The sequence below is a fragment of the Curtobacterium sp. AC272 genome (assembly GCF_979258155.1).
In genome coordinates this window covers 1,250,101-1,274,640 of sequence record NZ_OZ409838.1, presented here as the reverse complement: position 1 = coordinate 1,274,640, position 24,540 = coordinate 1,250,101, and the positions used below count along the sequence as shown (strand labels likewise).

Here is a 24,540-nt window from a genome sequence, read left to right as displayed (position 1 = left end):
TCGTCCGGTTCCGGAGCAGCGTCGGGGTTCTGCTATCCTCGGTGGTGCCGTTCGCGGCACATCGCCCCGATAGCTCAGTGGTAGAGCACCTCCATGGTAAGGAGGGGGTCGTCAGTTCAATCCTGACTCGGGGCTCCGACCCGGTGCGCGTGTCGCTCCGGATCTCTGGCGGGGTAGCTCAGTTGGTTAGAGCACACGACTCATAATCGTGGGGTCGCGGGTTCAAGTCCCGCCCTCGCTACAGCAAGCCCGGCGATCTGTTCGCCGGGCTTTCGTCGTTCCCGGGCTGTTCTGTGCAGTCATGAGACGCCGCCGTCAGGAGACGCGGCCGTCACGAGACGCCGTCGTCCCGGCGAGACGCCTCGACCGTCGCGGCACGCCTCCAGATCCGGCGGCGTCTCGCTTGGTCGGGGGTGTGCCGTGGACACGACGGCGTCTCGGCCAGGAGGCACGTGGCGGACGCGCACCGGGCCTCCCGTCCGCCCTGGGGTCGGTCCTACGGCGCGGAGTGCGACCCGGTGTCGGTCCGCGTCTGCAACACGCCGGCTGCGCGCAGCGCGCGCTCGATCGCCGCGTTCACCTCGTGCCACGCGGCCGTCGCCGGCTCGCGCCGATGCTGCCGCCGGAGACGGCCGTGCCGTGTCCGCTGTGCCGCAGTGTGATCGTGGTGGAGGCCCCGGTGACGGTCGTCGACAACTCGTAGCGGCGGAACTCGCGGGAGGGGTGCACGAGCGCGCCGAGCAGGATCGTCAGCAGCCGGTTGCCGGTCGTCGCGGTGAGGGTCCCACCGGTCGACTCGACGTGGTGTCCCGCCGTGCGGAGCGCCGCGCCGGCGACCTCCATCGCGGTGCACCGGTCGCCCGTGTGCACGGCGAACTCGGTCCTGGTGTCCATCGTTGCTCCCCGTCCCCTGATCCGGTGTCGCGACCGGACCGCCGATTCCCCGAACCGGTCCGGCAAGCCTAGCCGATGCATCCTCAGCATCGACAGGCCCCCGGACGGGCGTCGGTAGACTGCCGACGTGTCAGTGAACCCCGAGCTCGTCGGCAGGACGTTCCCGCCGGCCCTGCCCTACCTGGTCGGTCGCGAGAAGGTGCGCGAGTTCTCGCGCGCGGTGTTCGCGACCAACCCCGTCCACCACGAACCCGACGCGGCCCGCGCCGCCGGGTACGCCGACGTCGTCGCCCCGCCGACCTTCGCGGTCGTCGTGCAGGAAGCCACGCTCGCGCAGCTCCTCGCCGAGCCGGACGCCGGCATCGACTTCTCCCGTGTCGTCCACGGCGAGCAGTCCTTCACCTACGACCGGCCCATCGTGGCCGGCGACGAACTCACCGCGACCCTGACCGTGACGAGCGTCAAGACGCTCGGCGGCAATGCGATGGTCACGGCCCAGAGCACCATGAACGACGCCGCGGGGAGCACGTCGTCACGGCGACGTCGACCCTCGTGGTCCGAGGAGACGACGCATGACCGCCGCACCCGCCACCGCGATCGAGGTCGGCACGGTGGTCGCCGAGCGCGAGGTGCACGTCACCCGCGACTCGCTCGTCCGCTACGCCGGCGCCTCCGGTGACTTCAACCCGATCCACTACCGCGACGACGTCGCGGCCTCGGTCGGTCTGCCCGGCGTGCTCGCGCACGGCATGCTCACGATGGGCCTCGCCGTGCAGCCGGTCTCCGAGTGGCTCGGCGACAGCGGCTGGGTCGCTGGCTACGGCGTCCGCTTCACCCGCCCCGTCGTCGTGGACCCGGAGCAGGGCGCGACCATCGGCATCGTCGCCAAGGTCGGCACCGTCGACGACGACGGCCGACCGAAGCGCATCGACCTCACCGTGACCGCCGGCGGGCAGACCGTGCTCGGCAAGGCGCAGGTCACGGTGGCGTTCCGCTGACCGTGCACGAGCCGGTGCTCGCCGACCTCACGACGCTCGGCGTCGGTGGGGCGGCCGCCCGGCTGCTACGGCCACGACGACCGACGAGCTCGTCGCCCACACGCGCTCCGCGTGGGACGACCACGAGTGGCTGGTCCTCGGCGGCGGCAGCAACGTGCTGGTCGCCGACTCCGGCTTCGACGGCACCGTCGTCCTGGTCCGCACGTCGGGGGTGGACGCCGACGCGGACGCCGACGGCGTCACCGTCCGCGTCGCCGCCGGCGAACCCTGGGACGCGTTCGTCGCCACCACCGTCGCGAACGGTTGGACCGGCCTGGAGGCCCTCAGCGGCATCCCGGGCACCGTCGGCGCCGCCCCCGTGCAGAACATCGGCGCCTACGGGGTCGAGCTCTCCGACGTGCTCACCCGGGTCGAGTTCCTCGATGCGGCCACGGGGAGCGCACGTGGGTGCCCGCGGCCGAGCTGGCGCTCGGCTACCGTACGTCGACCCTCAAGCACGGACGCCGCGGTGTCGTGCTGACGGTCGAGTTCCGGCTCGGCACGGCGGGGAGCACGGCGTGCCGGTGCGGTACGCCCAGCTCGCCGGTTCGCTCGGGGTCGACCTCGGTGCCCTCGTGGAACCCACGACGGTCCGCGACGAGGTCCTGCGTCTGCGCGCCTCGAAGGGCATGGTGCTCGACGCCGACGACCGGGACACCTGGAGTGCCGGGTCGTTCTTCACGAACCCGATCGTGTCCGCGGCCTTCGCCGAGACCCTCCCCGCCGACGCGCCACGGTGGCCGGCCGCGACGACGTCAAGCTCAGCGCCGCCTGGCTCATCGAGCACGCGGGGGTGCACCGTGGCTACGCCGTGCCGGGGTCGCGCGCGGCGATCTCGTCGAAGCACACCCTGGCCCTGACCAACCGTGGCGGCGCGACGGCGGCCCAGGTGGCCGAGCTCGCACGGTACGTGCAGGTCACGGTCCTGAACCGCTTCGGGGTGTCGCTCGTGCCGGAGCCCGTCGTGGTGGGGGACCTGCTCGACTGAGAGCACGAGCACGAGCACGAGCACGAGCACGGGCACGGGCACGACCCGGCCACGGGCCTCCGGAACGCAGAACAGGGCCACCTCGACGAGGCGGCCCGTTCTGCGTTCGGCGGGACTACGCGAAGAACTCCGCCAGGCGGGCCACACCCTCGGCGATGTCGTCGTCGCCGAGCGCGTACGACAGGCGCAGGTAGCCGGACGGACCGAACGCCTCGCCGGGGACGACCGCGACCTCGGCGTGCTCGAGGATCAGGTCGGCCAGCTCGAGGGTCGTCGTCGGGGTCGAGCCCGCCCACTCGCGACCGAGCAGTGCGGTGACGTCGGGGTAGACGTAGAAGGCGCCCTGCGGGGTCGGCGTGACGAAGCCCGGGATCGCGTTGAGCCCGGCGACGATGGCCTGGCGACGGCGGTCGAAGGCCTCGCGCATGGCCGCCACCGGCTCCTGCGGCCCGCTGAGGGCGGCGATCGCGGCGCGCTGGGACACGTTCGACACGTTCGACGACAGGTGCGACTGCAGGTTCGACGCGGCCTTGACCGCGTCGGCCGGGCCGATGAACCAGCCCACGCGCCAGCCGGTCATCGCGTAGGTCTTCGCGACGCCGTTGACCAGGATGGTGGTGTCGGCGAGGGCCGGTACGGCGTCGAGGATGCCGGTGAAGCGGAGTCCGTCGTACACGAGGTCCTGGTAGATCTCGTCGCTGATCACCCAGATGCCGTGCTCGAGTGCCCACTCGCCGATGGCCGTGGTCTGCTCGGCGGTGTACACCGCGCCGGTCGGGTTCGACGGCGAGCAGAACAGCAGCGCCTTCGTCTTCGGGGTGCGCGCGGCCTCGAGCTGCTCGACGGTGACGAGGTAGCCCTGGTCGCTGCCGGCGAAGACCTCGACCGGCTCGCCACCGGCCAGGCGGATGGCCTCGGGGTAGGTGGTCCAGTACGGGGCGGGAGCAGGACCTCGTCGCCGGCGTCGACGATCGTCTGGAACGCCTGGTAGACGGCCTGCTTGCCGCCGTTGGTGACGATCACCCGCGACGGGTCGACGGTGATGCCGGACTCGCGTGCGGTCTTCTCGGCGATGGCCTGCTTCAGCTCCGGCAGCCCGGTCGCCGGCGTGTACCGGTGGTTCTTCGGGTCCTGTGCGGCCTCGACCGCGGCGGCGACCACGTGGTCGGGCGTGGCGAAGTCGGGCTCGCCGGCGGCGAAGGAGATGACGGGTCGGCCCGCGGCCTTCAGGGCCTTGGCCTTCGCGTCGACCTTGAGCGTCGCGGACTCGGCGATCGCCGCGATGCGGGACGCGATGCGCGGCCGATCGGTCGGCGCGGCGGCGGGGTTGCGGTGGACTCGGGGCCGGGGGCTGCGGTGCTCACGGGTGCCAGCCTATCGGCGCGGCACGCCGTGGAGGGGGCCAAGTGGACACCGTGTGACGGACTCCCGTACACTCGACCACCGGAACACGATCGGTGACGGACGTGCTCTGAAGGGCGGTGGCTCAATTGGTAGAGCAGCGGTCTCCAAAACCGCAGGTTGCAGGTTCGAGTCCTGTCCGCCCTGCAAATCTGGAAGGGTAGAAGTTGGCGAGCAAAGACATGGAGACGACGGCGGACGACGTCGTTGCCAAGGCGAAGCAGGACCAGGCCGAGCGCCGGGGTCCGATCGCTGCCATCGTGCTCTTCATCCGTCAGGTGATCGGCGAACTGCGCAAGGTCGTGACGCCGACCCGCAAGGAGCTCTTCAGCTACACGCTGGTCGTGCTCGTCTTCGTCGTCGTGATGATGATCCTGGTGTCGATCCTCGACTTCGTGTTCGGTCTCGGCGTCGGGTACGTCTTCGGCAACGGGCCCACGGCCTGACCCGGACGTCGACTGCCGAGTGCGGCAGTCCACTGGAGTACGGTCGCCCGAGACGGTGCCGATCGTGACCAGGACCGTCCGCCATCCCGACCCGCACCACCGAACGGAAAGAATCGACTGTGTCTGACTACTCCCGCGACGACATCGACCTCGCGACGGCTGCCGAGCAGTCCTCCGAGGTCGAGGAGAACCAGGAAGGCGACGTCGAGACCGGCGAGGAGCGCTCCGCCGAGTCCGCCGAGGAGCGCGCGATCTCCGTCGAGTCCGAGGACGACGAGTCCCTCGGCATCGACGAGGAGCTGACGGCACTGCAGGAGTCCAAGGACCCCGAGGCCGACGCCGTCGTCGAGGACGCCCTCGAGATCGACTCCGCCGACGAGGCCGAGGCCGCCGTCGAGGCGGTCGAGGACGAGGAAGAGATCGAGCTCGAGTCCGAGACCGCCGAAGAGGCGAACGAGACCCTCGCCGCCGACGAAGCGATCGACGCCGAGGACGACGACGCCGAAGAGGCCGAGGTCGACCCGTACGAGGCCTTCAAGGTCGAGCTGCGGATGAAGCCGGGCAAGTGGTACGTCATCCACTCCTACGCGGGCTTCGAGCGCCGCGTGAAGTCGAACATCGAGAACCGCATGGTGTCGATGTCGATGGAGGAGTCGATCTACCAGGTCGAGGTCCCGATGGAGGACGTCGTCGAGATCAAGAACGGGCAGCGCAAGCTGGTCACCCGCGTCCGGATCCCCTCGTACGTGCTCGTCCGCATGGACCTCAACGAGGACTCGTGGTCCGTCGTCCGGCACACCCCCGGTGTCACCGGCTTCGTCGGCAACGCCCACAACCCGACGCCGCTCCGTTTCGACGAGGCGTTCGGCATGCTCAAGTCCCTCGTGCAGGTCGCCGAGGCCGCCCCGACCAAGGGTGGCTCGAAGTCCGGCGGTTCCCTGCAGGCGCAGCCCGCTGCCGAGGTCGACTTCGAGGTCGGCGAGACGATCACCATCAAGGAAGGCTCGTTCGCGGGCCTGCCGGGTTCGATCTCCGAGATCAAGCCGGAGAGCGGCAAGCTCACCGTGCTCGTCTCGCTGTTCGAGCGCGAGACCCCGGTCGAGCTCAGCTTCGACCAGGTCACGAAGCTCTAGTCCAGGTCTCCCCGTTCGGGTAGACTCATCGAGTTTGGGCCCGCACGCCTCGTGCGTGTGGGCCTTCACCGCGGTCCGGAACGGCCGGACCAGCGGGAGAGTGCACGGATCCCCGTGCGTTCGATTCCAGGAGGAAGACAAGTCATGGCACCGAAGAAGAAGGTCACGGGCCTGATCAAGCTGCAGATCAACGCGGGAGCCGCCAACCCGGCCCCGCCGATCGGTCCGGCACTCGGTCAGCACGGCGTCAACATCATGGAGTTCTGCAAGGCGTACAACGCGGCGACCGAGTCGCAGCGTGGCAACGTCGTGCCGGTCGAGATCACCGTCTACGAGGACCGTTCGTTCACGTTCGTCCTCAAGACCCCGCCGGCCGCTGAGCTCATCAAGAAGGCTGCTGGTGTGCAGAAGGGTCCGCGACCCCGCACACGGTCAAGGTCGCGAAGATCTCGATGGACCAGGTCCGTCAGATCGCCGAGACCAAGCAGGCCGACCTGAACGCCAACGACATCGAGCAGGCCGCGAAGATCATCGCCGGCACCGCACGCTCGATGGGCATCACGGTCGAGGCCTAAGCACCGATCGGGCTCCGGCCCACACCCAGACACCTTTCCGTGGGAGAGCCGCGCCGGCTCGTCAACCACGTATCTCGCAAGGAGACCACCATGGCGAAGAAGTCCAAGGCCTACGAAGCCGCGGCCGCGAAGATCGAGGCCGACAAGTTCTACACCCCGACCGAGGCAGTCGCCCTGGCCAAGGAGACCGGTTCTGCGAAGACCGACTCCACGGTCGAGGTCGCGCTGAAGCTCGGCGTCGACCCGCGCAAGGCGGACCAGATGGTCCGCGGCACGGTCATCCTGCCGCACGGCACGGGCAAGACCGCCCGCGTCATCGTGTTCGCGACGGGTGCAGCGGCCGAGGCCGCGATCGCAGCCGGCGCCGACGAGGTCGGTGGCGACGAGCTCATCGCGAAGGTCGCCGAGGGCTACACGTCCTTCGACTCCGCCGTCGCGACGCCCGAGCTCATGGGCAAGGTCGGTCGTCTCGGCAAGGTGCTCGGCCCGCGTGGCCTCATGCCGAACCCGAAGACCGGCACCGTGACGCCGAACGTGGCGCAGGCCGTCAACGACATCAAGGGCGGCAAGATCGAGTTCCGCGTCGACAAGCATGCCAACGTGCACTTCGTCGTCGGCAAGGCCTCGTTCACGCCGGAGCAGCTCGACGAGAACATCTCGACCGCGCTCGAGGAGATCAACCGCCTCAAGCCGAGCTCCTCGAAGGGCCGTTACGTCATGAAGGGCGCCGTCTCGACGACCTTCGGCCCCGGCATCCCGCTGGACGTCAACAGCATCTGATCTCCTGATCAGTCTCGAAGAGGCCCGCACCGGTTCCGGTGCGGGCCTCTTCGCATGTCGGGGCGTGCGTCCCGGTAGCGTGGTCCCGTGCGCACCCTCGTGAACTCGCTCCGGCTCATCGCCGTCATCGCCGTCGTGGTCGCGATCGTCGCCCAGTGGCTCGTCAGCTCCAAGACGGACGTCTACAACCCGTGGAACTTCTTCGGCTACTTCACGATCCAGTCGAACGTCATCATCGCCGTGGCCCTGGCGGTGACCCTCGTCGCCTCGGCCCGCCGCAAGCGTGGGGATCTGCGGGTGAGCCTGCTCCGGGGTGCCGGCACGGTCTACATCGCGACGACCGGGATCGTCTACAACACCCTGCTGACGAACGTCGACGTGTCGGCGAGCGTGCAGTGGTCGAACGACGTGCTGCACAAGGTCATCCCCGCGTACGCGGTGCTCGACTGGCTGCTGTTCTCCGACCGGTCGAAGCTGCTCCTCCGCCACGTCTGGTGGTTCCTGATCTACCCGGCGGTCTGGACGATCGTCATTCTGATCCGGGGCGCGACCGACGGCTGGGTGCCGTACCCGTTCCTCGACCCGGCGCAGGGGTACGGCGTCGTGGCGATCTACTGCGTCGGCGTGGGCGTCTCGATCGGGTTGCTCGGCGTCCTGGTCGTGGGGATGAGCCGGCTGCGACTGGTCAAGGTCTGAGCTGACGGGCTACGAGCGGAAGTCGCGCAGCTTGTCGAGCACCAGGTCGGCGAGCTGCACGAGCCCCCGGATCTGGTCGTCGTCACGGTCGACCCAGCGGCACTCGGGCTCGTCGGCGACGGGGACGAAGCCGTCGTGGCGCTCCCAGACGAACAGGGTGCGATCGGCGCCGAGCACGTACTGCTGCCACCAGATCTGCCGCAGGTAGTGCCGGGGGATGCTCCGCCAGCCCTTCGCGGTGGTCTTGATCTCGGCGAGCACCACGCGTGAGCCCTGGACACCGACACCGTCCGGGGTGGCGAGGTGCGCCCGGTTCGCAGCGGCGTGGAACAGGTGCGCCGAGGGCTGGATGCCGTGCGTGGCCGCGACCCAGGCGGCGATGTGGGGCTCGCGGTCCTTGCCGTGCTCGGTGAACGCGTTGCCGGAGAACCGTGAGCCGTAGCGCTTCTCGGTGACGACGGCCTCGACCGCGTGCAGCGAGGCGAGCCGGGCGACGTCGGTCGCGGTGATGCCCGCGGCGCGGGCGCGGAGCCAGGCGAAGCGGTCCGAGGAGTGCGCGACGATCCGCTCGGTGTGGCCGCGCAGGGCGGTGAACGCGTCGCGCCCCGGGACCGCAGCTGGCGTGGCGGAGGCAGAAGGCGCCTCTCCCCACGAGCTCGGCCCGCCCGCCGCTTCGCGACGCCCGGGTACCGGCTCGCGTGGGCCCAGGCCGGGGTCCAGGTCGCCCCACAGGGTGGGCTGCACGATCGTCACCCGACGATTCTCCCCCCGACCACCGGCAAGACCGAATCCGACGCGCTCACGAGGCGCAGCGCACCCGTCAGGAGACCAGCTCGCGCCCTTCGGCGTAGGCGACCAGCTCGTCGACGCCGGCGGGGGAGAGCGCGTAGCCGATCGCGAGCGCCGCTGCTCCCTGCAGCGCGGCGAGCGACCCCGCACGCGACTGGGCGATGACGAGGTGCTCGGTGGCGAGCGGCATCGACCGCGAGTAGACGACCTCGCGGACGCCGGCGAGCAGGTGCTCCCCGGCCTGCGTGATCGAGCCGCCCAGGACGATCACCGACGGGTTCATGAGCGAGACGCACGTGGCGAGCACCTCGCCGATGTCGCGGCCCGCCTGTCGGACGGCGTAGATCGCGTCGAGGTCGGAGCGGTTCACCAGGTCCAGCACGTCGGCGCCGGTGTGGGCGTCGTGCCCCTTCGCGCGCAGGGCACGGGCGATCGCCGGACCGGACGCCACCGCCTCGAGGCACCCGGTGTTGCCGCAGTGGCAGGGGACGTCGCCGGCGCGGGACACCCGCACGTGGCCGATGTCACCGGCGGTGCCCTGGGCGCCGCGTTGCAGTTCGCCGTCCGACACGATGCCGGACCCGATGCCGGTGGCGACCTTGACGAACAACAGGTGGTCGACGTCGGGCCAGCCGTGCTCCCGTTCGCCGAGGGCCGCGATGTTCACGTCGTTGTCGAGCAGGACGTGCGCCGCGATGTGCTGGCGGAGCCACGACGGCACGTCGAAGCCGTCCCACCCGGGCATGATCGGCGGGTTCGCCGGGCGTCCGGTCGAGAACTCGACCGGACCGGGCACGCCGATGCCGATGGCGATGACGTCCTGTCGGGCACGGCCGACCTCGTCGAGCAGCTCGTCGATGGTGGCGACCAGCCACGACAGGGTCTCCACCGGGCCGGCGGCGATGTCGATGCGTGCTTCACGGGTGGCGAGCGGGGCGGCGACCAGGTCGGTGACGGCGACACGGCCGTGCGAGGCGCCGAGGTCGGCGGCGATCACGAGCCGGGCGCGGGGCTTCAGCGCCACCTGGGCGGGCGGCCGTCCTCCGGTGGAGACGGCGGTGTCGACGGGGCCGACGAGACCGACCTCGATAAGGGAGTCCAGGCGCACGCCGATGGTGGAGCGTGCGAGTCCTGTCAGTGCGGCGAGCTCGGCCCGGGTCCGCGGCACGCCGTCGCGGAGGATCTGGAAGAGCTCGCTCGTCCCGACCGGAGGCGACGCTGCCGTCCGAGTCAAGTCGACCATGGGGGAGTGAAGCACACATCGAACGCGCCACGCAACGAAGTTCGTCGACCTTCCACGAACTTCTGCTTGACCGCCGACAGAAGTGGTCATAGTGTGACGCTCGGTCAGTGACGACCGCACCATCTCGACGAGGAGAACCCCTGGTGACCCAACCGATCTCGGTTCAGCTCTACACCGTCCGCGACGCCCTCTCGGCCGACCTGCCCGGCACGCTCCAGCGCATCGCCGACATCGGCTACACGAACGTCGAGGCCTTCGGCTTCGTCGACAACGCCGACGAACTCGCCGCCGCGCTGCGCGACGCCGGCCTGGCCGCCCCGAGCGGACACGCACGGCTGCTGGACGCCGGCGAGCAGGACCTCGAGCGGATCTTCCACGCGAGCGTCACCGTCGGACTCGGCACCCTGATCGACCCGCACATCGACGAGGCCCGCTGGACCACCCGCGAGGACGTCGAGGCCATCGCCCGCGAACTGAGCGCCCTCGCCCCCCGCGCGGCCGACCACGGCCTGGTGCTCGGCTACCACAACCACGCGTTCGAGTTCTCGAACCGCATCGACGGCGTCAGCGCCTACGAGGTCTTCGCCGACGCGCTCTCCGACGACGTCGTGCTCGAGCTCGACACCTACTGGGTCACGGTCGGCGGTGACGACCCGGTGGCGATCATCGGCAAGTACGGCGACAAGATCGAGTTCCTGCACGTCAAGGACGGCGACGGCTCGCACGACGACGACAAGCAGGTCGCCGTGGGCAACGGCATCATGCCGGTCCGAGAGATCCTCGCCGCCGCCCCCGACGCACTCCACGTCGTCGAGCTCGACGGCCACGAGGGCGACGTCTTCCAGGCGGTCGCCGACTCCTACACGTTCCTCGAGGGGCCCGCGCATGACCGACACCACGGCGTCCACCGCCCTCGACAGCAGCACCCGGACCGGCCGCGTCGGCGTCGGCGTCATCGGCGCCGGGGTCATCTCCGACCAGTACCTGTCGAACCTCACCGTCTTCCCCGACGTCGAGGTCCGCTTCATCGCCGACATCGACCTGCCGCGCGCAGCCGCCCAGGCCGAGAAGTGGGGCGTCGCCGGGTCGGGCACCGTCGAGGAGCTCCTGGCCGACGACGACATCGAGATCGTCGTCAACCTCACGATCCCGGCCGCCCACGTCGAGGTCGCCCTGCAGGTCCTCGCCGCCGGCAAGCACGTGTGGGGCGAGAAGCCCTACGCCCTCGACCGCGAGAGCGCGACCGAACTCCGTGACGCCGCACGTGCCGCGGGCAAGACCGTCAGCGTCGCACCCGACACCTTCCTCGGTGCCGGCCTGCAGACCGCGCTCCGCACCATCCGCGACGGCCGCATCGGCAAGCCGCTCAACGGCCTGACGCTCTTCCAGAGCCCCGGCCCGGAGTCCTGGCACCCGAGCCCCGAGTTCCTCTTCGCGTACGGTGCGGGCCCGCTGTTCGACATCGGCCCGTACTACATCACCACCCTGGTGCAGACGTTCGGTCCGGTGAAGAAGGTCACGGCGACGGCGTCCAAGTCCCGCGCCACGCGCACGATCGGCTCCGGCCCGAAGGCGGGCACCGAGTTCCCGGTCGACGTCCCGACGAACCACTCCGCACTGATCGAGTTCGAGGACGGCGGGAGCGCGCAGAGCGTCTTCTCGTTCGAGTCGGACCGCGGTCGCACGGGCGTCGTCGAGATCGCGGGCGAGACCGGCACCGTCGTGTTCCCGGACCCGAACAACTTCGACGGTGACACCGAGCTGTACGCGCTCGGCGCCGAGGAGCCCGAGACGATCCCCGCGGTCGGCTCCACCTACTCGCGCGGCACCGGCGTGGTCGACCTCGCCCGCTCGCTCCGCGCAGGCGACGAGAACCGGGTCCCCGGTGCACTCGCCTTCCACGTCCTCGACGTGATGGTCTCCATCGCCGAGGCGGCAGAACGTGGCGAGGCGGTGCTCGTCGAGAGCACCGTGTCGCCCTCCCAGACCCTCCCCGAGGGCTGGGACCCCGCGGAGCAGACCCTGGCCTGACCGGCCCGGATCCGCCCCGCACACCACAGCAGCACCCGAAGTTCCATCCCGCACCACCCCTGCACCATCCCTGCACCATCTCAACGACGAGAAAGTAGAGAGTCATGCGCACTGCCATCCGCGCACTGGCCATCACCGCGGCCGCCGCACTCACCGTGACCGGCCTCGCAGCCTGCTCCTCCGGATCGTCCGGTTCTTCCGGCGACTCCAAGACGCTCACCTACTGGGCGTCCAACCAGGGCACGTCGCTCCAGAACGACAAGGAGGTGCTGACCCCCGTCCTCAAGAAGTTCACGAAGGAGACCGGGATCAAGGTCGACCTCCAGGTCATCGGCTGGAACGACCTGCAGACGAAGATCCAGACCGCCGTCACCTCGGGCCAGGGCCCGGACGTCGTCAACATCGGCAACACCTGGGCCACCTCGCTCCAGGCGACCGGTGCGTTCCAGGAGTACGGCGACTCCGAGATGAAGGCGATCGGCGGTGCCGACAAGTTCGGCAAGGTCGCGCTCTCCACCGGTGGCGCCCCTGGCAAGACCGTCACGAGCGTCCCGCTCTACGGCCTCGCGTACGGCCTGTACTACAACAAGTCCATGTTCAAGAACGCCGGCCTCGAGGCACCGACCACGTGGGAAGACCTCACGGCGGACGCCAAGAAGCTCACGACCGGCGGCAAGTACGGCTTCACCATCGCCGGTGGTTCGTACACCGAGAACTCGCACTTCGCGTTCATCACCTCGGCGCAGAACGGCGGCGAGTGGTTTGACAAGGACGGCAAGCCGACCTTCACCGACAAGGCGAACGTCGACGGCATCAAGCGCTACCTCGACCTGATGCAGTCCGACAAGGTGGTCAACACCTCGAACGCGCAGTACGACAACGGCACGCAGGCCGTCTCGGACTTCGCGAACGGCAAGGCCGCGATGATGCTGACGCAGAACAACGCGAACGCGACGATCACCTCGCAGGGCATGACGACGGACGAGTTCGGCGTCGTGCCGTTCCCGACCACCGCTGACGGCGAGGACATCGCGTCGTTCCCGGCCGGCATCAACCTGTCGATCTTCAAGAACACGAAGAACAAGGACGGCGCGCTCAAGTTCGTCAAGTACATGACGAGCGCGGACACGCAGACGACGCTCGACAAGCCGTACTCGGCCCTCCCGGTGCTCGCCGCCGCGGCTGACTCGGTCACCGACGAGCAGACGAAGACGTTCCTCGACATCTACAACAACAAGGCCAAGCCCCTCCCGCTGGTCCCCGCCGAGGACCAGTTCGAATCCACCGTCGGCAAGGCGATGAACGACATGTTCGCCAAGATCGCCACCGGCGGCTCCGTGTCCGACAGCGACATCAAGACCGCGCTGCAGACCGCCCAGGACCAGGTGTCCCAGGCGAACGGCTGATCCACCCAGGAGGCCCGGGGCGCGTCCGCAAGGACGCCCCGGGCCTCCACCCCTCGCGTCCACAGCCGGACGCGCCGGGGCAGGTCGTCACCGGCCCCACAGCCCCAGAGCCGGCCATCCGCCGGCAGTGAGCGTCCCGTCTCACGCACGCCGTGCCTCCCGTCCGCTGCCACGGACCGGGGTGCGAAGCACCCGAACCCCTCCTGCCGAAAGGCCCCCGCCCATGTCCACGACGGTCCTGCCCGATGCGGAGCGCATCGACCTGACGCACACGAAGGGCTCGACGCTGTCGGGCCGTCCGCCAGGTCGCAAGCGCAAGACCAACTGGCTGCCCTACGCGCTCGTCGCGCCGGCCATCCTGTTCGAGCTGCTCATCCACATCGTCCCGATGCTCACCGGCATCTGGATCTCGTTCATCCAGCTCACCAAGTACTTCATCGCCAACTGGGGCGCTGCACCCTTCGCGGGACTGCACAACTACTCGGTCGTCGTCGACTTCGACCAGGCGATCGGCAAGGGCGTCCTGCACTCCTTCCTGATCACCTGTGGCTTCACGGTGCTCGTCGTCGGCCTCTCCTGGACCTTCGGCATGGCCGCCGCGGTCGCGCTGCAGAAGCCGTTCAGGGGCCGCGGGCTGTTCCGCACCCTGTTCCTGGTGCCGTACGCGCTGCCGATGTACGCCGGCATCATCACCTGGAAGTTCATGTTCCAGCGCGACTCCGGCGCGGTGAACCACGTCCTGGTCGACCAGTTGCACCTGTTCAACGGCACCGGCCCGTTCTGGCTGATCGGCTCGAACGCCTTCGTCTCCGTCGTCGTCGTGGCGATCTGGAAGACCTGGCCCTTCGCGTTCCTGATGCTGATGGCCGGCCTGCAGTCCGTGCCGAACGACGTCTACGAGGCCGCCTCGGTCGACGGCGCGAAGCCGTTCCGGCAGTGGCGCTCGATCACGCTGCCGATGGTCCGCCCGGTCAACGTGACGCTCGTGCTCGTGATGTTCCTCTGGACCTTCAACGACTTCAACACGCCGTTCGTGCTGTTCGGCTCGACCGCGCAGCCCCCGGCCGCGGACCTGCTGAGCTTCCACATCTACAACGCGTCCTTCATCACCTGGAACTTCGGCTCCGGTGCCGCGATGAGCGTCCTGCTCCTCATCTTCCTGCTCATCGTCACCGGCATCTACCTCGCCGTGACCAACCGGAGGTCCGTCCGTGCGTGAGACATTCGGCGCCAAGTCCTTCAAGGTCGTGACCCTGGTCATCCTGACCCTGTTCACGGTCGTGCCCCTCTACGTGATGATCACCACGGCCATCAAGCCGCTCGGTGACGTGCAGAACGACTTCACGTGGATCCCGACGAACATCACCATCCAACCGTTCATCGACATGTGGTCGACGGTGCCGCTCGGCAAGTACTTCGTGAACTCGCTCGTGGTCTGCACGGTCGCCACGGTGTTCTCGCTGACCATCGCGACGTTCGCCGCCTACGGTGTCTCGCGGTGGAACTTCAGGGGCAAGAGCACCTTCACCACCGCGGTGCTCTCCACCCAGATGTTCCCCGGCGTGCTGTTCCTGCTCCCGCTGTTCCTCATCTTCACGAACCTCGGGAACTCGCTCGGCATCCAGCTCGTCGGCAGCTGGACCGGCCTGATCATCACGTACCTGACGTTCACACTCCCGTTCTCGATCTGGATGCTCGCCGGCTACTTCGAGACCATCCCGCGTGAGCTCGACGAGGCCGCGATGGTCGACGGTTCCGGCCCGATGGGTGCCCTGTTCCGGGTCATCCTGCCCTCGGCCCGCCCGGGGCTGGTCGCGGTCGGCATCTACTCGTTCATGACGGCCTGGGGCGAGGTGCTCTTCGCCTCGGTCATGACCAACGGCGACGGGCAGACCCTGGCGGTCGGTCTGCAGCAGTACTCGACGCAGACGAACGTGTACTGGAACCAGATCATGGCCGCGTCCCTGGTCGTGTCCATCCCCGTGGTGATCGCGTTCCTCATCGTGCAGCGCCAGTTCGTGGCCGGCTTGACCGCCGGTGCGGTGAAGTAGCCGGTCGCACCCCGGCCCCGAGACTCGGGCTGGGCGACAGTCCTCGTGCCATCGAGCACGAGAGACGTCGCTCAGCCCGAGTCTCGTCGTTCCGGGCAGGATGGGGCGCATGAGTGGAGCGGGCGGGCGGCAACTGCTGCCAGGACAGACCAGCCGGGTGCACGTGTACGACCTCGAGTCGCGGACGAGCCGCCTCGTCTTCGAGTCGTCGTCGCTCCTCGTCGAGGCGCCGAACGTCCTGCACGACGGCACGATCCTGCTGAACGGCGACGGCGACCTGTGGCTGCTGCCGCTCGCCGACGGCGCACAGGTCCTCGACGAGACTGCACTCGTCCCGGTGCCGATGCCCGGTGTGCCCGAGATCAACAACGATCACGTGCTCGATCCCTCGGGCAACTCGGTCGTCGTGAGCGGCCGCGACGGGGACCTGTACCGGGTGCCCGTGCCGGCCGGCGGAGCGGCGGCGACCCTCACCGACGTCACCACTGCGCTGCCGGTCGTCCGGAAGTTCTACCTGCACGGCATCGCCCCGGACGGGGACACCCTCGCGGCGATCGTCGGGGAGCGCACCGAAGCGGGCGTCTGGACCACCGACGTCGCACTCGTCGACCCCGCCACCGGCGAACCGACGTTCCTGACCCGCGACGAGCACCCCGACGACGGCGTCTCGTTCGCGGGCGAGATGCTCGTGTGGAACTCGGAGCGGTTCACGCCGGGCACCGCGCAGCTCGTCGCGCTCTGGCCGGGGGCGACCGACCCGGTCCGGATCACGAACGACGACCGGGTGAACTGGTTCCCGCACGTCTCGCCGGACGGGGAGCACCTGCTCTACCTGTCGTACGAGCCGGGGGTGCAGGGCCACCCGGCCGACCACCGCGTGGAGCTGCGGCTGCTGCCCGGGGTGCTCGTCCGCGGCGCCCGGATGATGCCGGTGCCGGAGACCCTCGTCGTGCTCGACGGTGGCCAGGGCACGGTCAACGTCCCGCCGTGGTCCCCGGACTCCCACTGGTTCGCCTACTGCGACTACCCGGTGGGTCGAGACTCGGTCTGAGCGACAGTCCTCGGGCTCGTGGCCACGAGGACTGTCGCCCACCGCGAGACTCGGGTCACCTCAGACCTCGCGCACCTGGCCCTGCTTGAGGTGCAGGCGACGCTCGGCCCGTTTCGCCACCCACGAGTCGTGCGTGACGATGACGACCGTCAGCCCGCGTTCCTTCCACTGCTTCTCGATGAGCCCCATGATCTCGTCGCGGGTGCCCTCGTCGAGCGCGCCGGTCGGTTCGTCCGCCAGCAGCACGCTCGGGTTCTTCACCAGGGCGCGGGCGATCGCCACGCGCTGCTGCTGCCCGCCGGAGAGCTCGGCCGGCAGGTGCTCCATCCGCTCGCCGAGACCGACCTCGCGGAGCGCCGCCGTGGCCCGCTCGCGGATCTCCGAGCGTGCCCGGTTCGCGAGCGACCCCGCGAACGCCGTCTCGACGTTCTCGAGCGCGGTCAGCGTCGGGATGAGGTTGAAGCTCTGGAACACGAAGCCGATCTCGGTCGCCCGCAGGTCGGTCAGCGCACGGTCGCCGAGCTTCGCCACGTCGCGGTCGCCGCCGAGGTGGATCGAGCCGGCCGTCGGCCGGTCGAGCGCCCCGAGCATCTGCAGCAGCGTCGACTTGCCACCGCCGGTCGGCCCCTGGATCGCCACGAGCTGTCCCTGCGGGATCGTCAGGTCCACGTTCGTCAGCGCGGTGACGGTGCGGTTCTTCTGCTTGTACGTCTTGCTGACGTTGGTCAGTCGGTACATCGGACTGGAGGCGCGGCTCGCCTCCGCCTCGCCGGGTGCGGTGTCGGTGCTGGTCACGGTCACTCCTTCTGGTCGCGTGCTCGGGATCGGTGCGGGTCCGGCGGTCGGCACCGCGCCGGTGGCGGGGCCGGGCATCAGGCCACGCTCCGCAGGGCCTCGGCCGGACGGAGCTTGCTCGCGCGCCAGCCGCCGAGTGCGCCGGCGATGAGGCCACCGAGGATCGCGAGGCCGATCGCCAGCAGGATCACCTCGACGGTCACCGGGGCGTGCAGGACCACGTCGGTCGTCGACGCGGTGCTCGCGCCGCCGCCGAAGCCACCGGCCGGGGCGCCTCCGGTCGTGCCGCTGCCCGCGGCCGCGGTCGCCGCGCCACCGGGCATGCCACCGCCGCCACCCGCGCCGCCGCCGGTCGTGCTCGACGCGCTCGCCGAGATGGTCGGGCTGATGACGTTCACCACGAGGATGCCGATCAGGCCGGCTGCTGCGCCGAGGACGCCGCCGATGAGGCCCTGCACGAGGGACTCCCCGGCGACCTGGCGGGTGATGCGGCCGTTCGACCAGCCGATGGCCTTGAGGGTGCCGAACTCGCGGGTGCGCCGCGTGACGCCGGAGATCGTGAAGAGGATCGCGATGAGGAACGCCGCCGCCAGCACGACGATGGACAGCCAGGTGCCGAGGTTCGAGACGAGGCTCGACGCGGTGCTCAGCGAACCGGAGACGCTCGACGCCAGGTCGGACTCGGTCGAGACCGTGGCGGTGGTGAGCTTCTGCTGCAGGGCGGTCTTGATCGCGCTGACGTCCGACGAGGACTCGGCGGACACGTAGATCGAGGTGACCTTGCCGTCGAGGTCCGCCAGCGCCTGCGCGGTGTCGAGGGGGATGTAGGTGTTCGAGCCGGTCGTCGACGACGAGCCGGTCGAGGTGACGATGCCGATGACCTCGAAGTCGGTGCCGCCGATGTCGACGGTGTCGCCGACCGCCTTCGACTCGCTCTTCGCGTAGGACGCGTCCAGCACGACGACGTCCTTGCCCGCGTCCTTCGCGGTGAACGTGCGGCCCTTGGTGAGTTCGGTGCTGGTCAGCGGGCCGACGGCGTCGCCGGAGACCGGGATGCCGGTGACGGTGAACGAGTCGACGTTGAACGAGCCGCCGCCGAAGCCGCCGCCCTGGCCGGAGTCGCCGCTCGGCGGGCCCTGCTGGGTGGAGCTGTCCGTGCTGCTGCTGTCGGAGCTGCTGGTGTCCGTGCTGCTGCCGTCGGTCGACTGCTGGACCTGCCCCGAGAACGTGCTGTTCTCGAGGGTCAGGACACCGGTCGCCGCCTTCACGCCGTCGGTGCCCGTCACGGTCGTGAGGTTCGCGGCGCTGAGCGTGCTCGTGCCGCGGGCGACGGCGAGCCGTGACTGCGACAGGTCGGTCGAACCGCTGCTGTCGCTGTCGTCACCGCTCTGGCTGCCGAAGTCGAAGCTCGGTCGACCGGAGCCCGACGCGCTCGGGGTCGTCGTCTTCGTGACGGTGATGTCGGTGCCGACGCCGTACACGGACTGCAGGACGCTGGACTGGGCCGCCTTCACGCCGCCCGCGATCGAGGACACGATGACCACGAGGGCGATGGCCAACGCCATGCCGATCGCGATGATGACGGTCTGCTTCTTGCGGTTCGTGAGTTCGCGCCTGAGGTAGGTCAGGAACATGGTTCTCCTCGGTGGTGGCCGGCTGGGGTCACCGGCCGCGCAGAGCGCACGGCGGGGCCGACGGAGGAGAACGTAGGCAGCCGGTCAGTGGCCGCCCCATCGGCAGCCTATGAGCTGTCTAAGGGGCCCTCAGCTCGCGTCGCCGTACTCCCGGCGCAGGTGCTCCGCGTAGCCGCCGGGCGTCCGGCCGGCGAACCGACCGCTCGTCACCACGGGCAGGTCGACCGTCGCGTCGACGCGGAACCCCATCGCGTGCGCCCGCTCGACGAGCCGGACGTCCTCGTGCTCGGGGACGGGGTCGAACCCGCCGAGCGCCAGGTACGCCGATGCCAGCACGCCGAGGTTCGCGCCGTGCACGTGCCCGAGCGCGGCACCGGGCGGGTGCGCCTGCGTCCACCGGGCGAGCACGACCGGGTCCAGGTCGTCCGGGTCGGGGACGACGGCGCCGACGAGCACGTGCGCCCCGGAGCGGAGGGCGTCGGCCTGCTGGACGAGCCAGCCCTCCGGCACCCGCGAGTCCGCGTCGGTGTGGGCGAGCCAGCGGGACGCCGGGTCGGCGGGGTGCTGCCGGAGCGCGTGCGTGGCCCCGATGGTGCGCGCCCGACCGACGCCGACGTGGGCGGTCGCGACGACGTCGACGGGGAAGCGCTCGACGACCGTCGCCGTGTCGTCGGTGCAGCCGTCGAGCACGACGGTCACCGAGACCGCCACGTCGGGGTGCTCCCCGGCGAGTCGGGCGCGGGCGGCGAGCAGGGCGTCGAGGCAGGCGGCGATGCGGTCCTCCTCGTCGTGGGCGGGCAGCACGACGTCGATCCGCGTGACGCCGGAGGGCGCGGTCACGGGACGAGTCCCTCGGCCCGTGCGACCGACACGACGCCGGGGCCGGGCAGGACGCTCAGCACGAAGTCCGGTTCGACGTGGCGGACGAGCGCCGGTCGTGGCCACCGTTCCGCGAGTCGGGCGTCCACCGCGTCACCGCTCGACACCGCCTCGTCGTCGGGGTGGCGCCAGTGGCAGGCGACCAGCACGCCGTCGTCGTCGAGCGACGCCAGCACCCGGTCGATCGTCTCGTCGAGGTCGGCGGGGGACAGGTAGTAGCCCACCTCGGACATCACGACGAGGTCCCACCGACCCGTCGGCCACTCGGCGGGCAGCGAGGCCTGCACGAACCGGGCCCCCGGCGCACGGACGGCAGCCCGGGCCAACGGCGCGGCCGAGATGTCGGTGCCGAGCACGGCGTCGGCCCGTTCGGCGAGCGCTGCAGTGAGGACGCCCGTGGCGCAGCCGAGCTCGAGCGCGGACCGGTACCGCTCGCGGGGAGCGCGGCGAGCGTCACTTCCCGCTTGCGGCGTTCGTACCAGGAGCGCTCGAAGTCCCAGCCCTCCGGCTTCCGCTCGTAGTGCGCGTCGAACGACTCCCGCGAGCGCGACGCCGTCGGCTCGGGCGCGAAGAACCACTCGGTCGACCGCAGGTGGTGCGCGGCGTGCCGGTCGTCGACGATCGCCTCGTCTCCGGCGGCACCGGACAGCGGGCGGACCTGCGAGGCGTAGGCGTCGAGGGCGGCGCGCTTCCGTTCCCGGACGGCGTCGGCCAACGGCAGGCCCCGGGCTCGGTCCCACGGCTGTGCGGACGCGGACGGGTCGTCCCAGTGCCACGCCCAGATCGGGTACGTCAGCAGCGACACCTCGGTGGCATCGGCGGTCACCGCTTCGGCGACCTCACCAGCGATGCGGTGGTCCCGGTGACCGTCCCCGCGCCACGGCGCCACCACGAGCGTCGGCCGCGCGGCGCCGTCGAGCGCTCGCCGCAGGGCGTCGGTGACCTCGTCCCGGTGCTCCCGCGTCCCGCCGTCGGGGATCCCGACCGACGACGCCGTCGCCCCGGGGTGCAGCGTGGCGAGGGCCCGGACGAACTCGTCGTCGCGCACGGTCGCCAGCTCCGGCGCCGTCGTGGTGGGGGAGTCCGGGTGCGAGCGCTCGCCGCGGGTGAGGAGCACGACGTGGGTGGGGAGTCCCGCATCGGCTGCGGTCGCGATGAGCCCGCCGGCACCGAGGGTCTCGTCGTCGGGGTGCGGCGCGAGGACCACCACGGAGCCGATGCCGTCCAGATCGAGGGTGTGGCCGACCGTGTGTCGAGGAACGGCGTCCACGCCGCGGGGTCGGTGCCCGGCTCGCGGTGGTCGAAGCTCACCACGCGACACCGCCGCGTTCCGTCACGATGCGGCCGACCCGGGCGAGGTCACGAGCCCCGTGGTCCTGCAGTACGTAGAGCTCGAGGTCGGCGACCCGTGCCGCGACCGCGGGGTCCGAGGTCAGGGGAGCCGGGCCGACGGTGGCGACGACCCGCTCGCGCACGGCGTCCACCGCTCGGCGCACCCGGGAGCGCACCGTCTGGGCGAGCAGTGGCCAGTCGGCGTCGGGAGCGTCGGGGTCCTCGGACCGGTCGATCCGGGCGGCGGCGTCGGCGAGGGCGTCCTCGGCGTCCGCGAGGTCGAGCACGGTCGCACCGAGGGCGGCCTGCAGCAGTTCGGACTCCGGGTGGGCCGCGGCCAGCGCGCGCAGGATCCGGCCGAGGCCCACCGCACCGCCCCACCAGCACGCGGCGACGCCGATGCCGCCCCACGCGAAGCCCGGTCGCTGCAGGTACCAGCCGGGTGCGCCGACGAGCCGTGCCGTGGCGCCGTCGAAGTCCACCGGGCCGCTCGGCACGTCGGGCATGCCCCGGGCGACCCAGGCCTCGTCGTGCGCGGTGACGCCGTCCTGCCGCAGGTCCACGGCGACGAGGACACGGTCGTCGCCGGTGTGCGCGGTCACCAGCGCGTGCGACAGCGTCGACGCGAGGAGCACCACGGCTTCGTGCCGTTCAGGATCGCCGTGCCGTCGTCCTGGAGCGCGGCCTCGAGGCGGAGTCCCGGGCCCTCGGCGGCGAAGACGCCCCAGGTCGAGTCGGCGGGGACCGGCACGTCGGCCTGCTGCAGGATGCCGAGCGCGTCGAGGTGGGGTTCGACGGTGCGCGCGGTCGCGACGTCACCCGCGGCGACGGCGGCGAGCGTGGCGAGGAACCCGCCGGCGGTCCCCGCGGACAGGAGCGGGGTGGTGGTGGCGAGCGTGCGCGCGGCCGTCAGACGGTCTGCCGGGCTCGAGCCGGGCCTCCCGGCCGTCTCCTCGATCCCCGCGGTGTCGACGTGCCTGGCGGACGGTGGCCAAGCGGAGGATCGCAGCATCCCCCCAACCTACGAAGGAGCGGCCGAGTGCACTCGGAGCGATCCACAGAGCGCGGAGGGGCGGTCCACAGACAGCTCATAGGAATTCCTCGATACTCGAAGACGTGACCATCTCCCAGCCTGCAGCAGCCCCGCGCCTCACGCGTGCCGACGGAACCCCGTTGCGCATCCTGGTCGTCGACGACGAAGCCAGCCTCACCGACCTGTTGTCCATGGCGCTCCGCTACGAGGGCTGGGACGTCAAGAGCGCGAACGGCGGGCAGGACGCCCTGACGACGGCGCGGGAGTTCAAGCCCGACGCGATGGTGCTCGACGTGATGATGCCGGACCTCGACGGTCTGCAGGTGCTCAGCCGGCTGCGGCAGAACAACGACGACACCCCGGTGCTGTTCCTCACCGCGAAGGACTCGGTCGAGGACCGCGTGACCGGGCTCACCGCCGGCGGTGACGACTACGTCACGAAGCCGTTCTCCCTCGAAGAGGTCGTAGCCCGGTTGCGAGGCCTCATCCGTCGCTCGCAGATCTCGATCTCCGAGGCGGGCGACTCCCGCATCGTCGTCGGCGACCTGGTGCTCGACGAGGAGTCGTACGAGGTGCACCGTGCCGGCCGGCCGATCGAGCTGACCGCCACCGAGTTCGAGCTCCTCCGCTTCCTGATGCGCAACCCCCGTCGCGTGCTGTCGAAGGCGCAGATCCTGGACCGCGTGTGGTCGTACGACTTCGGCGGCAAGTCCTCGGTCGTCGAGATCTACATCTCCTACCTGCGCAAGAAGATCGATGCCGGCGAGACCCCGATGATCCACACGGTGCGCGGCGTGGGGTACGTCATCAAGCCCACCTCGTGACCCTCCGGCGTCGGCTCGTCCTGAGCATCGTCGCGCTCGTCGTCGTCGTCAGCGCGGTGATCGGGGCGGTGAGCATCATCGCGCTCTCGTCGATCCAGACGGGTGCGATCGACAAGCAGATCACCAGCGCCACCCACCGTGCGCAGCGCTACCTCGAGCAGAACCAGAGCGGGCAGCCGAGCATCGACCTGTCCCGTCCGTCGGGGCAGGCCGCCGGCACCCTGACCGCCTACTTCGTGGACGGGCAGGTCGTCATCGCGAACGTGCTCGACGACTACGGGCGACCGAGCTCCATCACGCAGTCGAGTGCCGCAGCCCTCGGCCAGGTGCGCGTGGGCGGCGACCCGGAGACGGTCGACCTCGGCTCGGACATCGGGCGCTACCGGCTCACCGCCGTGACCGTCGGTCCCGCCGTCCTGGTCGTCGGACTGCCGATGGCCCCGGTCTACGCCAGCGTGTGGTCGCTGTTCTGGGTGGTCGTCATCGTCGTCGGTACCGCGTTGCTCGCGGCGTCGATCGTCGCCGCCGTCGTGGTCCGGCGTTCGCTGCGCCCCCTCGAGCGCGTCGCCGAGACCGCCTCGACCGTGGCCCGGATGCCCCTCGACCGCAGCGACGCCCTGGACGGCGTCCGCGTGCCCGACACCGACCCCCGTACCGAGGTGGGCCGCGTCGGCAGCGCCTTCAACCGGATGCTCGGACACATCGCAGGCGCCATGCAGGCGCGGGAACGGTCCGAACAGAAGGTCCGGCAGTTCGTCGCGGACGCCTCGCACGAGCTCCGCACGCCGCTCGCCTCGGTGCGCGGGTACGCCGAGCTCACCCGTCGGATGGGCGGTGACCTGCCGAAGGACGTCGTCTACGCCATGAGCCGCATCGAGTCCGAGTCGATCCGGATGACGTCGATGGTCGAGGACCTGCTGCTCCTCGCCCGCCTCGACGAGGGGCGCGAGATCCAGTTCGACGAGGTCGACCTGACCGGCCTCGTGCTCGACGCCGTCAACGACGCCCACGCTGCATCGCCCGAGCACGTCATCGAGATCGACGTGCCGTCCTCGCCCGTCGTGGTCGTCGGGGACGCCGCACGCCTGCACCAGGTGATCGTGAACCTCGTCACCAACGCCAGGACCCACACACCAGAGGGCACCCGCATCACGGTGGGTCTCGCGCCGTCGCCGTCCGGCCCCGGGGTCGACCTCACCGTGCGCGACACCGGCCAGGGCATCGACCCGGAGTTCCTGCCGAAGCTGTTCGAGCGGTTCGCCCGTGCCGACAGCTCCCGGTCGCGCACCGTGGGGTCGACGGGGCTCGGGCTGGCGATCGTGGACGCGGTCGTGCAGGCGCACGGCGGGAGCGTCGAGGTGGCGAGCGTGCCGGGCGACACCGTGTTCACGGTGCACCTGCCGGTGGATCCGTCCGCTGCGTCGGAGTCGGCCGCGTCGGCGTCGGCCGCGTCGGCTGCTGCTGCGGTGTCCGCTGATTGGTCGGGGACGCCCGCTGCGGTGGACGCGACCCACTGACGCTG

Annotated in this window: 21 protein-coding genes, 3 tRNA genes and 6 pseudogenes; 19 read left to right on the top strand and 11 right to left on the bottom strand. The window is 70.5% G+C overall.

Going from position 1 to position 24,540, the window contains the following annotated elements; genetic code table 11:
* The first annotated feature begins 63 nt into the window (after window positions 1-63).
* Both ACZZ0J_RS06300 and ACZZ0J_RS06295 read left to right on the top strand, forming a co-directional pair.
* Window positions 64-135: transfer RNA gene (locus ACZZ0J_RS06300), tRNA-Thr, on the top strand.
* Between the two features lie 32 nt (window positions 136-167).
* A tRNA-Met gene (locus tag ACZZ0J_RS06295) sits at window positions 168-241 on the top strand.
* Between the two features lie 335 nt (window positions 242-576).
* On the opposite strand, the gene ACZZ0J_RS06290 is transcribed toward ACZZ0J_RS06295, so the two are convergent.
* Window positions 577-894, bottom strand: coding sequence for a hypothetical protein (locus tag ACZZ0J_RS06290; RefSeq protein ID WP_463435521.1), 318 nt, complete (start codon window positions 892-894; stop codon window positions 577-579).
* Between the two features lie 127 nt (window positions 895-1,021).
* On the opposite strand from ACZZ0J_RS06290, the pseudogene ACZZ0J_RS06285 reads away from it, so the two are divergent.
* The 3 genes and pseudogenes from ACZZ0J_RS06285 (at window position 1,022) to ACZZ0J_RS06275 (ending at window position 2,919) form a co-directional block, all read left to right on the top strand.
* A pseudogene (locus tag ACZZ0J_RS06285) lies at window positions 1,022-1,470 on the top strand (FAS1-like dehydratase domain-containing protein).
* Window positions 1,467-1,892 (top strand): MaoC/PaaZ C-terminal domain-containing protein, encoded by a 426-nt coding sequence (locus ACZZ0J_RS06280; protein WP_123292107.1) that lies wholly within the window; start codon window positions 1,467-1,469, stop codon window positions 1,890-1,892. The pseudogene ACZZ0J_RS06285 and the gene ACZZ0J_RS06280 overlap by 4 nt, the downstream one beginning before the upstream one ends.
* Window positions 1,893-1,894: 2 nt before the next feature.
* Window positions 1,895-2,919 (top strand): annotated as a pseudogene (locus tag ACZZ0J_RS06275) (UDP-N-acetylmuramate dehydrogenase).
* A gap of 115 nt (window positions 2,920-3,034) precedes the next feature.
* Here ACZZ0J_RS06275 and ACZZ0J_RS06270 read toward each other — a convergent pair.
* Window positions 3,035-4,215: pseudogene (locus ACZZ0J_RS06270) on the bottom strand (pyridoxal phosphate-dependent aminotransferase).
* A gap of 179 nt (window positions 4,216-4,394) precedes the next feature.
* On the opposite strand from ACZZ0J_RS06270, the gene ACZZ0J_RS06265 reads away from it, so the two are divergent.
* The 6 genes and pseudogenes from ACZZ0J_RS06265 to ACZZ0J_RS06240 all read left to right on the top strand — a co-directional run bounded on the left by ACZZ0J_RS06265 (window position 4,395) and on the right by ACZZ0J_RS06240 (window position 7,950).
* A tRNA-Trp gene (locus ACZZ0J_RS06265) sits at window positions 4,395-4,467 on the top strand.
* A 35-nt stretch (window positions 4,468-4,502) separates the two neighbouring features.
* Window positions 4,503-4,766: a preprotein translocase subunit SecE gene (secE, locus tag ACZZ0J_RS06260; RefSeq protein ID WP_463438148.1), complete on the top strand. Its 264-nt coding sequence runs from the start codon at window positions 4,503-4,505 to the stop codon at window positions 4,764-4,766.
* A 119-nt stretch (window positions 4,767-4,885) separates the two neighbouring features.
* Window positions 4,886-5,899 carry a transcription termination/antitermination protein NusG gene (nusG, locus tag ACZZ0J_RS06255; protein ID WP_111084261.1) on the top strand — a complete coding sequence of 338 codons (1,014 nt, stop codon included), beginning with the start codon at window positions 4,886-4,888 and terminating at the stop codon, window positions 5,897-5,899.
* 144 nt (window positions 5,900-6,043) lie between these two features.
* Window positions 6,044-6,474: pseudogene (gene rplK / locus ACZZ0J_RS06250) on the top strand (50S ribosomal protein L11).
* Window positions 6,475-6,564: 90 nt separating this feature from the next.
* Window positions 6,565-7,254, top strand: coding sequence for a 50S ribosomal protein L1 (rplA, locus tag ACZZ0J_RS06245; RefSeq protein WP_123292110.1), 690 nt, complete (start codon window positions 6,565-6,567; stop codon window positions 7,252-7,254).
* Window positions 7,255-7,341: 87 nt separating this feature from the next.
* Entirely contained in the window at window positions 7,342-7,950 is a 609-nt protein-coding gene (locus ACZZ0J_RS06240) for a Pr6Pr family membrane protein (protein WP_123938622.1), read from the top strand.
* A 9-nt stretch (window positions 7,951-7,959) separates the two neighbouring features.
* On the opposite strand, the gene ACZZ0J_RS06235 is transcribed toward ACZZ0J_RS06240, so the two are convergent.
* Window positions 7,960-8,703 (bottom strand): YqaJ viral recombinase family protein, encoded by a 744-nt coding sequence (locus ACZZ0J_RS06235; protein WP_463435516.1) that lies wholly within the window; start codon window positions 8,701-8,703, stop codon window positions 7,960-7,962.
* 67 nt (window positions 8,704-8,770) lie between these two features.
* Complete coding sequence (locus tag ACZZ0J_RS06230) at window positions 8,771-9,982, bottom strand: ROK family transcriptional regulator (RefSeq protein ID WP_185002799.1); 1,212 nt, start codon at window positions 9,980-9,982, stop codon at window positions 8,771-8,773.
* Between the two features lie 107 nt (window positions 9,983-10,089).
* Here ACZZ0J_RS06230 and ACZZ0J_RS06225 point away from each other — a divergent pair.
* The 6 genes and pseudogenes from ACZZ0J_RS06225 to ACZZ0J_RS06200 all read left to right on the top strand — a co-directional run.
* Window positions 10,090-10,710 (top strand): annotated as a pseudogene (locus ACZZ0J_RS06225) (sugar phosphate isomerase/epimerase family protein); the annotation flags it as partial.
* 157 nt (window positions 10,711-10,867) lie between these two features.
* Window positions 10,868-12,013, top strand: a complete 1,146-nt coding sequence (locus ACZZ0J_RS06220) for a Gfo/Idh/MocA family protein (RefSeq protein WP_123938624.1) — start codon at window positions 10,868-10,870, stop codon at window positions 12,011-12,013.
* Window positions 12,014-12,117: 104 nt separating this feature from the next.
* A complete protein-coding gene (locus tag ACZZ0J_RS06215) occupies window positions 12,118-13,419 on the top strand; it encodes an ABC transporter substrate-binding protein (protein ID WP_463435512.1) in 1,302 nt (433 codons plus the stop codon).
* Window positions 13,420-13,642: 223 nt separating this feature from the next.
* A complete protein-coding gene (locus tag ACZZ0J_RS06210; protein WP_111084254.1) occupies window positions 13,643-14,638 on the top strand; it encodes a carbohydrate ABC transporter permease in 996 nt (331 codons plus the stop codon).
* Entirely contained in the window at window positions 14,631-15,470 is an 840-nt protein-coding gene (locus ACZZ0J_RS06205) for a carbohydrate ABC transporter permease (protein ID WP_463435508.1), read from the top strand. Before ACZZ0J_RS06210 ends, ACZZ0J_RS06205 begins: the two co-directional genes overlap by 8 nt.
* 109 nt (window positions 15,471-15,579) lie before the next feature.
* Window positions 15,580-16,521 (top strand): TolB family protein, encoded by a 942-nt coding sequence (locus tag ACZZ0J_RS06200; protein ID WP_463435506.1) that lies wholly within the window; start codon window positions 15,580-15,582, stop codon window positions 16,519-16,521.
* Window positions 16,522-16,581: 60 nt separating this feature from the next.
* Here the strand turns inward: ACZZ0J_RS06200 and ACZZ0J_RS06195 are convergent, their stop codons facing one another.
* From ACZZ0J_RS06195 to ACZZ0J_RS06165, 7 genes and pseudogenes are all read right to left on the bottom strand, one after another.
* Window positions 16,582-17,259: an ABC transporter ATP-binding protein gene (locus ACZZ0J_RS06195; RefSeq protein ID WP_111084468.1), complete on the bottom strand. Its 678-nt coding sequence runs from the start codon at window positions 17,257-17,259 to the stop codon at window positions 16,582-16,584.
* Between the two features lie 134 nt (window positions 17,260-17,393).
* The gene (locus ACZZ0J_RS06190; RefSeq protein ID WP_194646392.1) at window positions 17,394-18,950 is read right to left on the bottom strand and encodes an ABC transporter permease; all 1,557 of its coding nucleotides are present in this window, start codon (window positions 18,948-18,950) and stop codon (window positions 17,394-17,396) included.
* A gap of 129 nt (window positions 18,951-19,079) precedes the next feature.
* Window positions 19,080-19,790: a glycosyltransferase family 2 protein gene (locus ACZZ0J_RS06185; protein WP_185094242.1), complete on the bottom strand. Its 711-nt coding sequence runs from the start codon at window positions 19,788-19,790 to the stop codon at window positions 19,080-19,082.
* Window positions 19,787-20,407 carry a class I SAM-dependent DNA methyltransferase gene (locus ACZZ0J_RS06180; RefSeq protein ID WP_463435502.1) on the bottom strand — a complete coding sequence of 207 codons (621 nt, stop codon included), beginning with the start codon at window positions 20,405-20,407 and terminating at the stop codon, window positions 19,787-19,789. Before ACZZ0J_RS06180 ends, ACZZ0J_RS06185 begins: the two co-directional genes overlap by 4 nt.
* A 308-nt stretch (window positions 20,408-20,715) precedes the next feature.
* A pseudogene (locus tag ACZZ0J_RS06175) lies at window positions 20,716-21,036 on the bottom strand (PIG-L deacetylase family protein); the annotation flags it as partial.
* Between the two features lie 100 nt (window positions 21,037-21,136).
* A complete protein-coding gene (locus ACZZ0J_RS06170; RefSeq protein WP_463435500.1) occupies window positions 21,137-21,763 on the bottom strand; it encodes a hypothetical protein in 627 nt (208 codons plus the stop codon).
* Entirely contained in the window at window positions 21,760-22,173 is a 414-nt protein-coding gene (locus ACZZ0J_RS06165) for a hypothetical protein (protein ID WP_463435498.1), read from the bottom strand. Before ACZZ0J_RS06165 ends, ACZZ0J_RS06170 begins: the two co-directional genes overlap by 4 nt.
* A 104-nt stretch (window positions 22,174-22,277) precedes the next feature.
* Between ACZZ0J_RS06165 and ACZZ0J_RS06160 the strand changes: the two genes are divergently transcribed.
* Together ACZZ0J_RS06160 and ACZZ0J_RS06155 are read left to right on the top strand one after the other, a co-directional pair.
* Window positions 22,278-23,018: a response regulator transcription factor gene (locus tag ACZZ0J_RS06160; protein ID WP_017888661.1), complete on the top strand. Its 741-nt coding sequence runs from the start codon at window positions 22,278-22,280 to the stop codon at window positions 23,016-23,018.
* The gene (locus ACZZ0J_RS06155; RefSeq protein ID WP_463435495.1) at window positions 23,015-24,535 is read left to right on the top strand and encodes a HAMP domain-containing sensor histidine kinase; all 1,521 of its coding nucleotides are present in this window, start codon (window positions 23,015-23,017) and stop codon (window positions 24,533-24,535) included. The genes ACZZ0J_RS06160 and ACZZ0J_RS06155 overlap by 4 nt, the downstream gene beginning before the upstream one ends.
* The last annotated feature ends 5 nt before the right edge of the window (window positions 24,536-24,540 follow it).

What these genes read in the sequence shown, in the direction of transcription:
- ACZZ0J_RS06195 (WP_111084468.1), bottom strand. Translation starts at nt 17,259, where the DNA reads ATGTACCGACTGACCAACGTCAGCAAGACGTACAAGCAGAAGAACCGC.
- secE (WP_463438148.1), top strand. Translation starts at nt 4,503, where the DNA reads ATGGAGACGACGGCGGACGACGTCGTTGCCAAGGCGAAGCAGGACCAG.
- rplA (WP_123292110.1), top strand. Translation starts at nt 6,565, where the DNA reads ATGGCGAAGAAGTCCAAGGCCTACGAAGCCGCGGCCGCGAAGATCGAG.
- ACZZ0J_RS06200 (WP_463435506.1), top strand. Translation starts at nt 15,580, where the DNA reads ATGAGTGGAGCGGGCGGGCGGCAACTGCTGCCAGGACAGACCAGCCGG.
- ACZZ0J_RS06165 (WP_463435498.1), bottom strand. Translation starts at nt 22,173, where the DNA reads ATGCTGCGATCCTCCGCTTGGCCACCGTCCGCCAGGCACGTCGACACC.
- ACZZ0J_RS06280 (WP_123292107.1), top strand. Translation starts at nt 1,467, where the DNA reads ATGACCGCCGCACCCGCCACCGCGATCGAGGTCGGCACGGTGGTCGCC.
- ACZZ0J_RS06190 (WP_194646392.1), bottom strand. Translation starts at nt 18,950, where the DNA reads ATGTTCCTGACCTACCTCAGGCGCGAACTCACGAACCGCAAGAAGCAG.
- ACZZ0J_RS06215 (WP_463435512.1), top strand. Translation starts at nt 12,118, where the DNA reads ATGCGCACTGCCATCCGCGCACTGGCCATCACCGCGGCCGCCGCACTC.
- ACZZ0J_RS06290 (WP_463435521.1), bottom strand. Translation starts at nt 894, where the DNA reads ATGGACACCAGGACCGAGTTCGCCGTGCACACGGGCGACCGGTGCACC.
- ACZZ0J_RS06210 (WP_111084254.1), top strand. Translation starts at nt 13,643, where the DNA reads ATGTCCACGACGGTCCTGCCCGATGCGGAGCGCATCGACCTGACGCAC.
- ACZZ0J_RS06230 (WP_185002799.1), bottom strand. Translation starts at nt 9,982, where the DNA reads ATGGTCGACTTGACTCGGACGGCAGCGTCGCCTCCGGTCGGGACGAGC.
- ACZZ0J_RS06220 (WP_123938624.1), top strand. Translation starts at nt 10,868, where the DNA reads ATGACCGACACCACGGCGTCCACCGCCCTCGACAGCAGCACCCGGACC.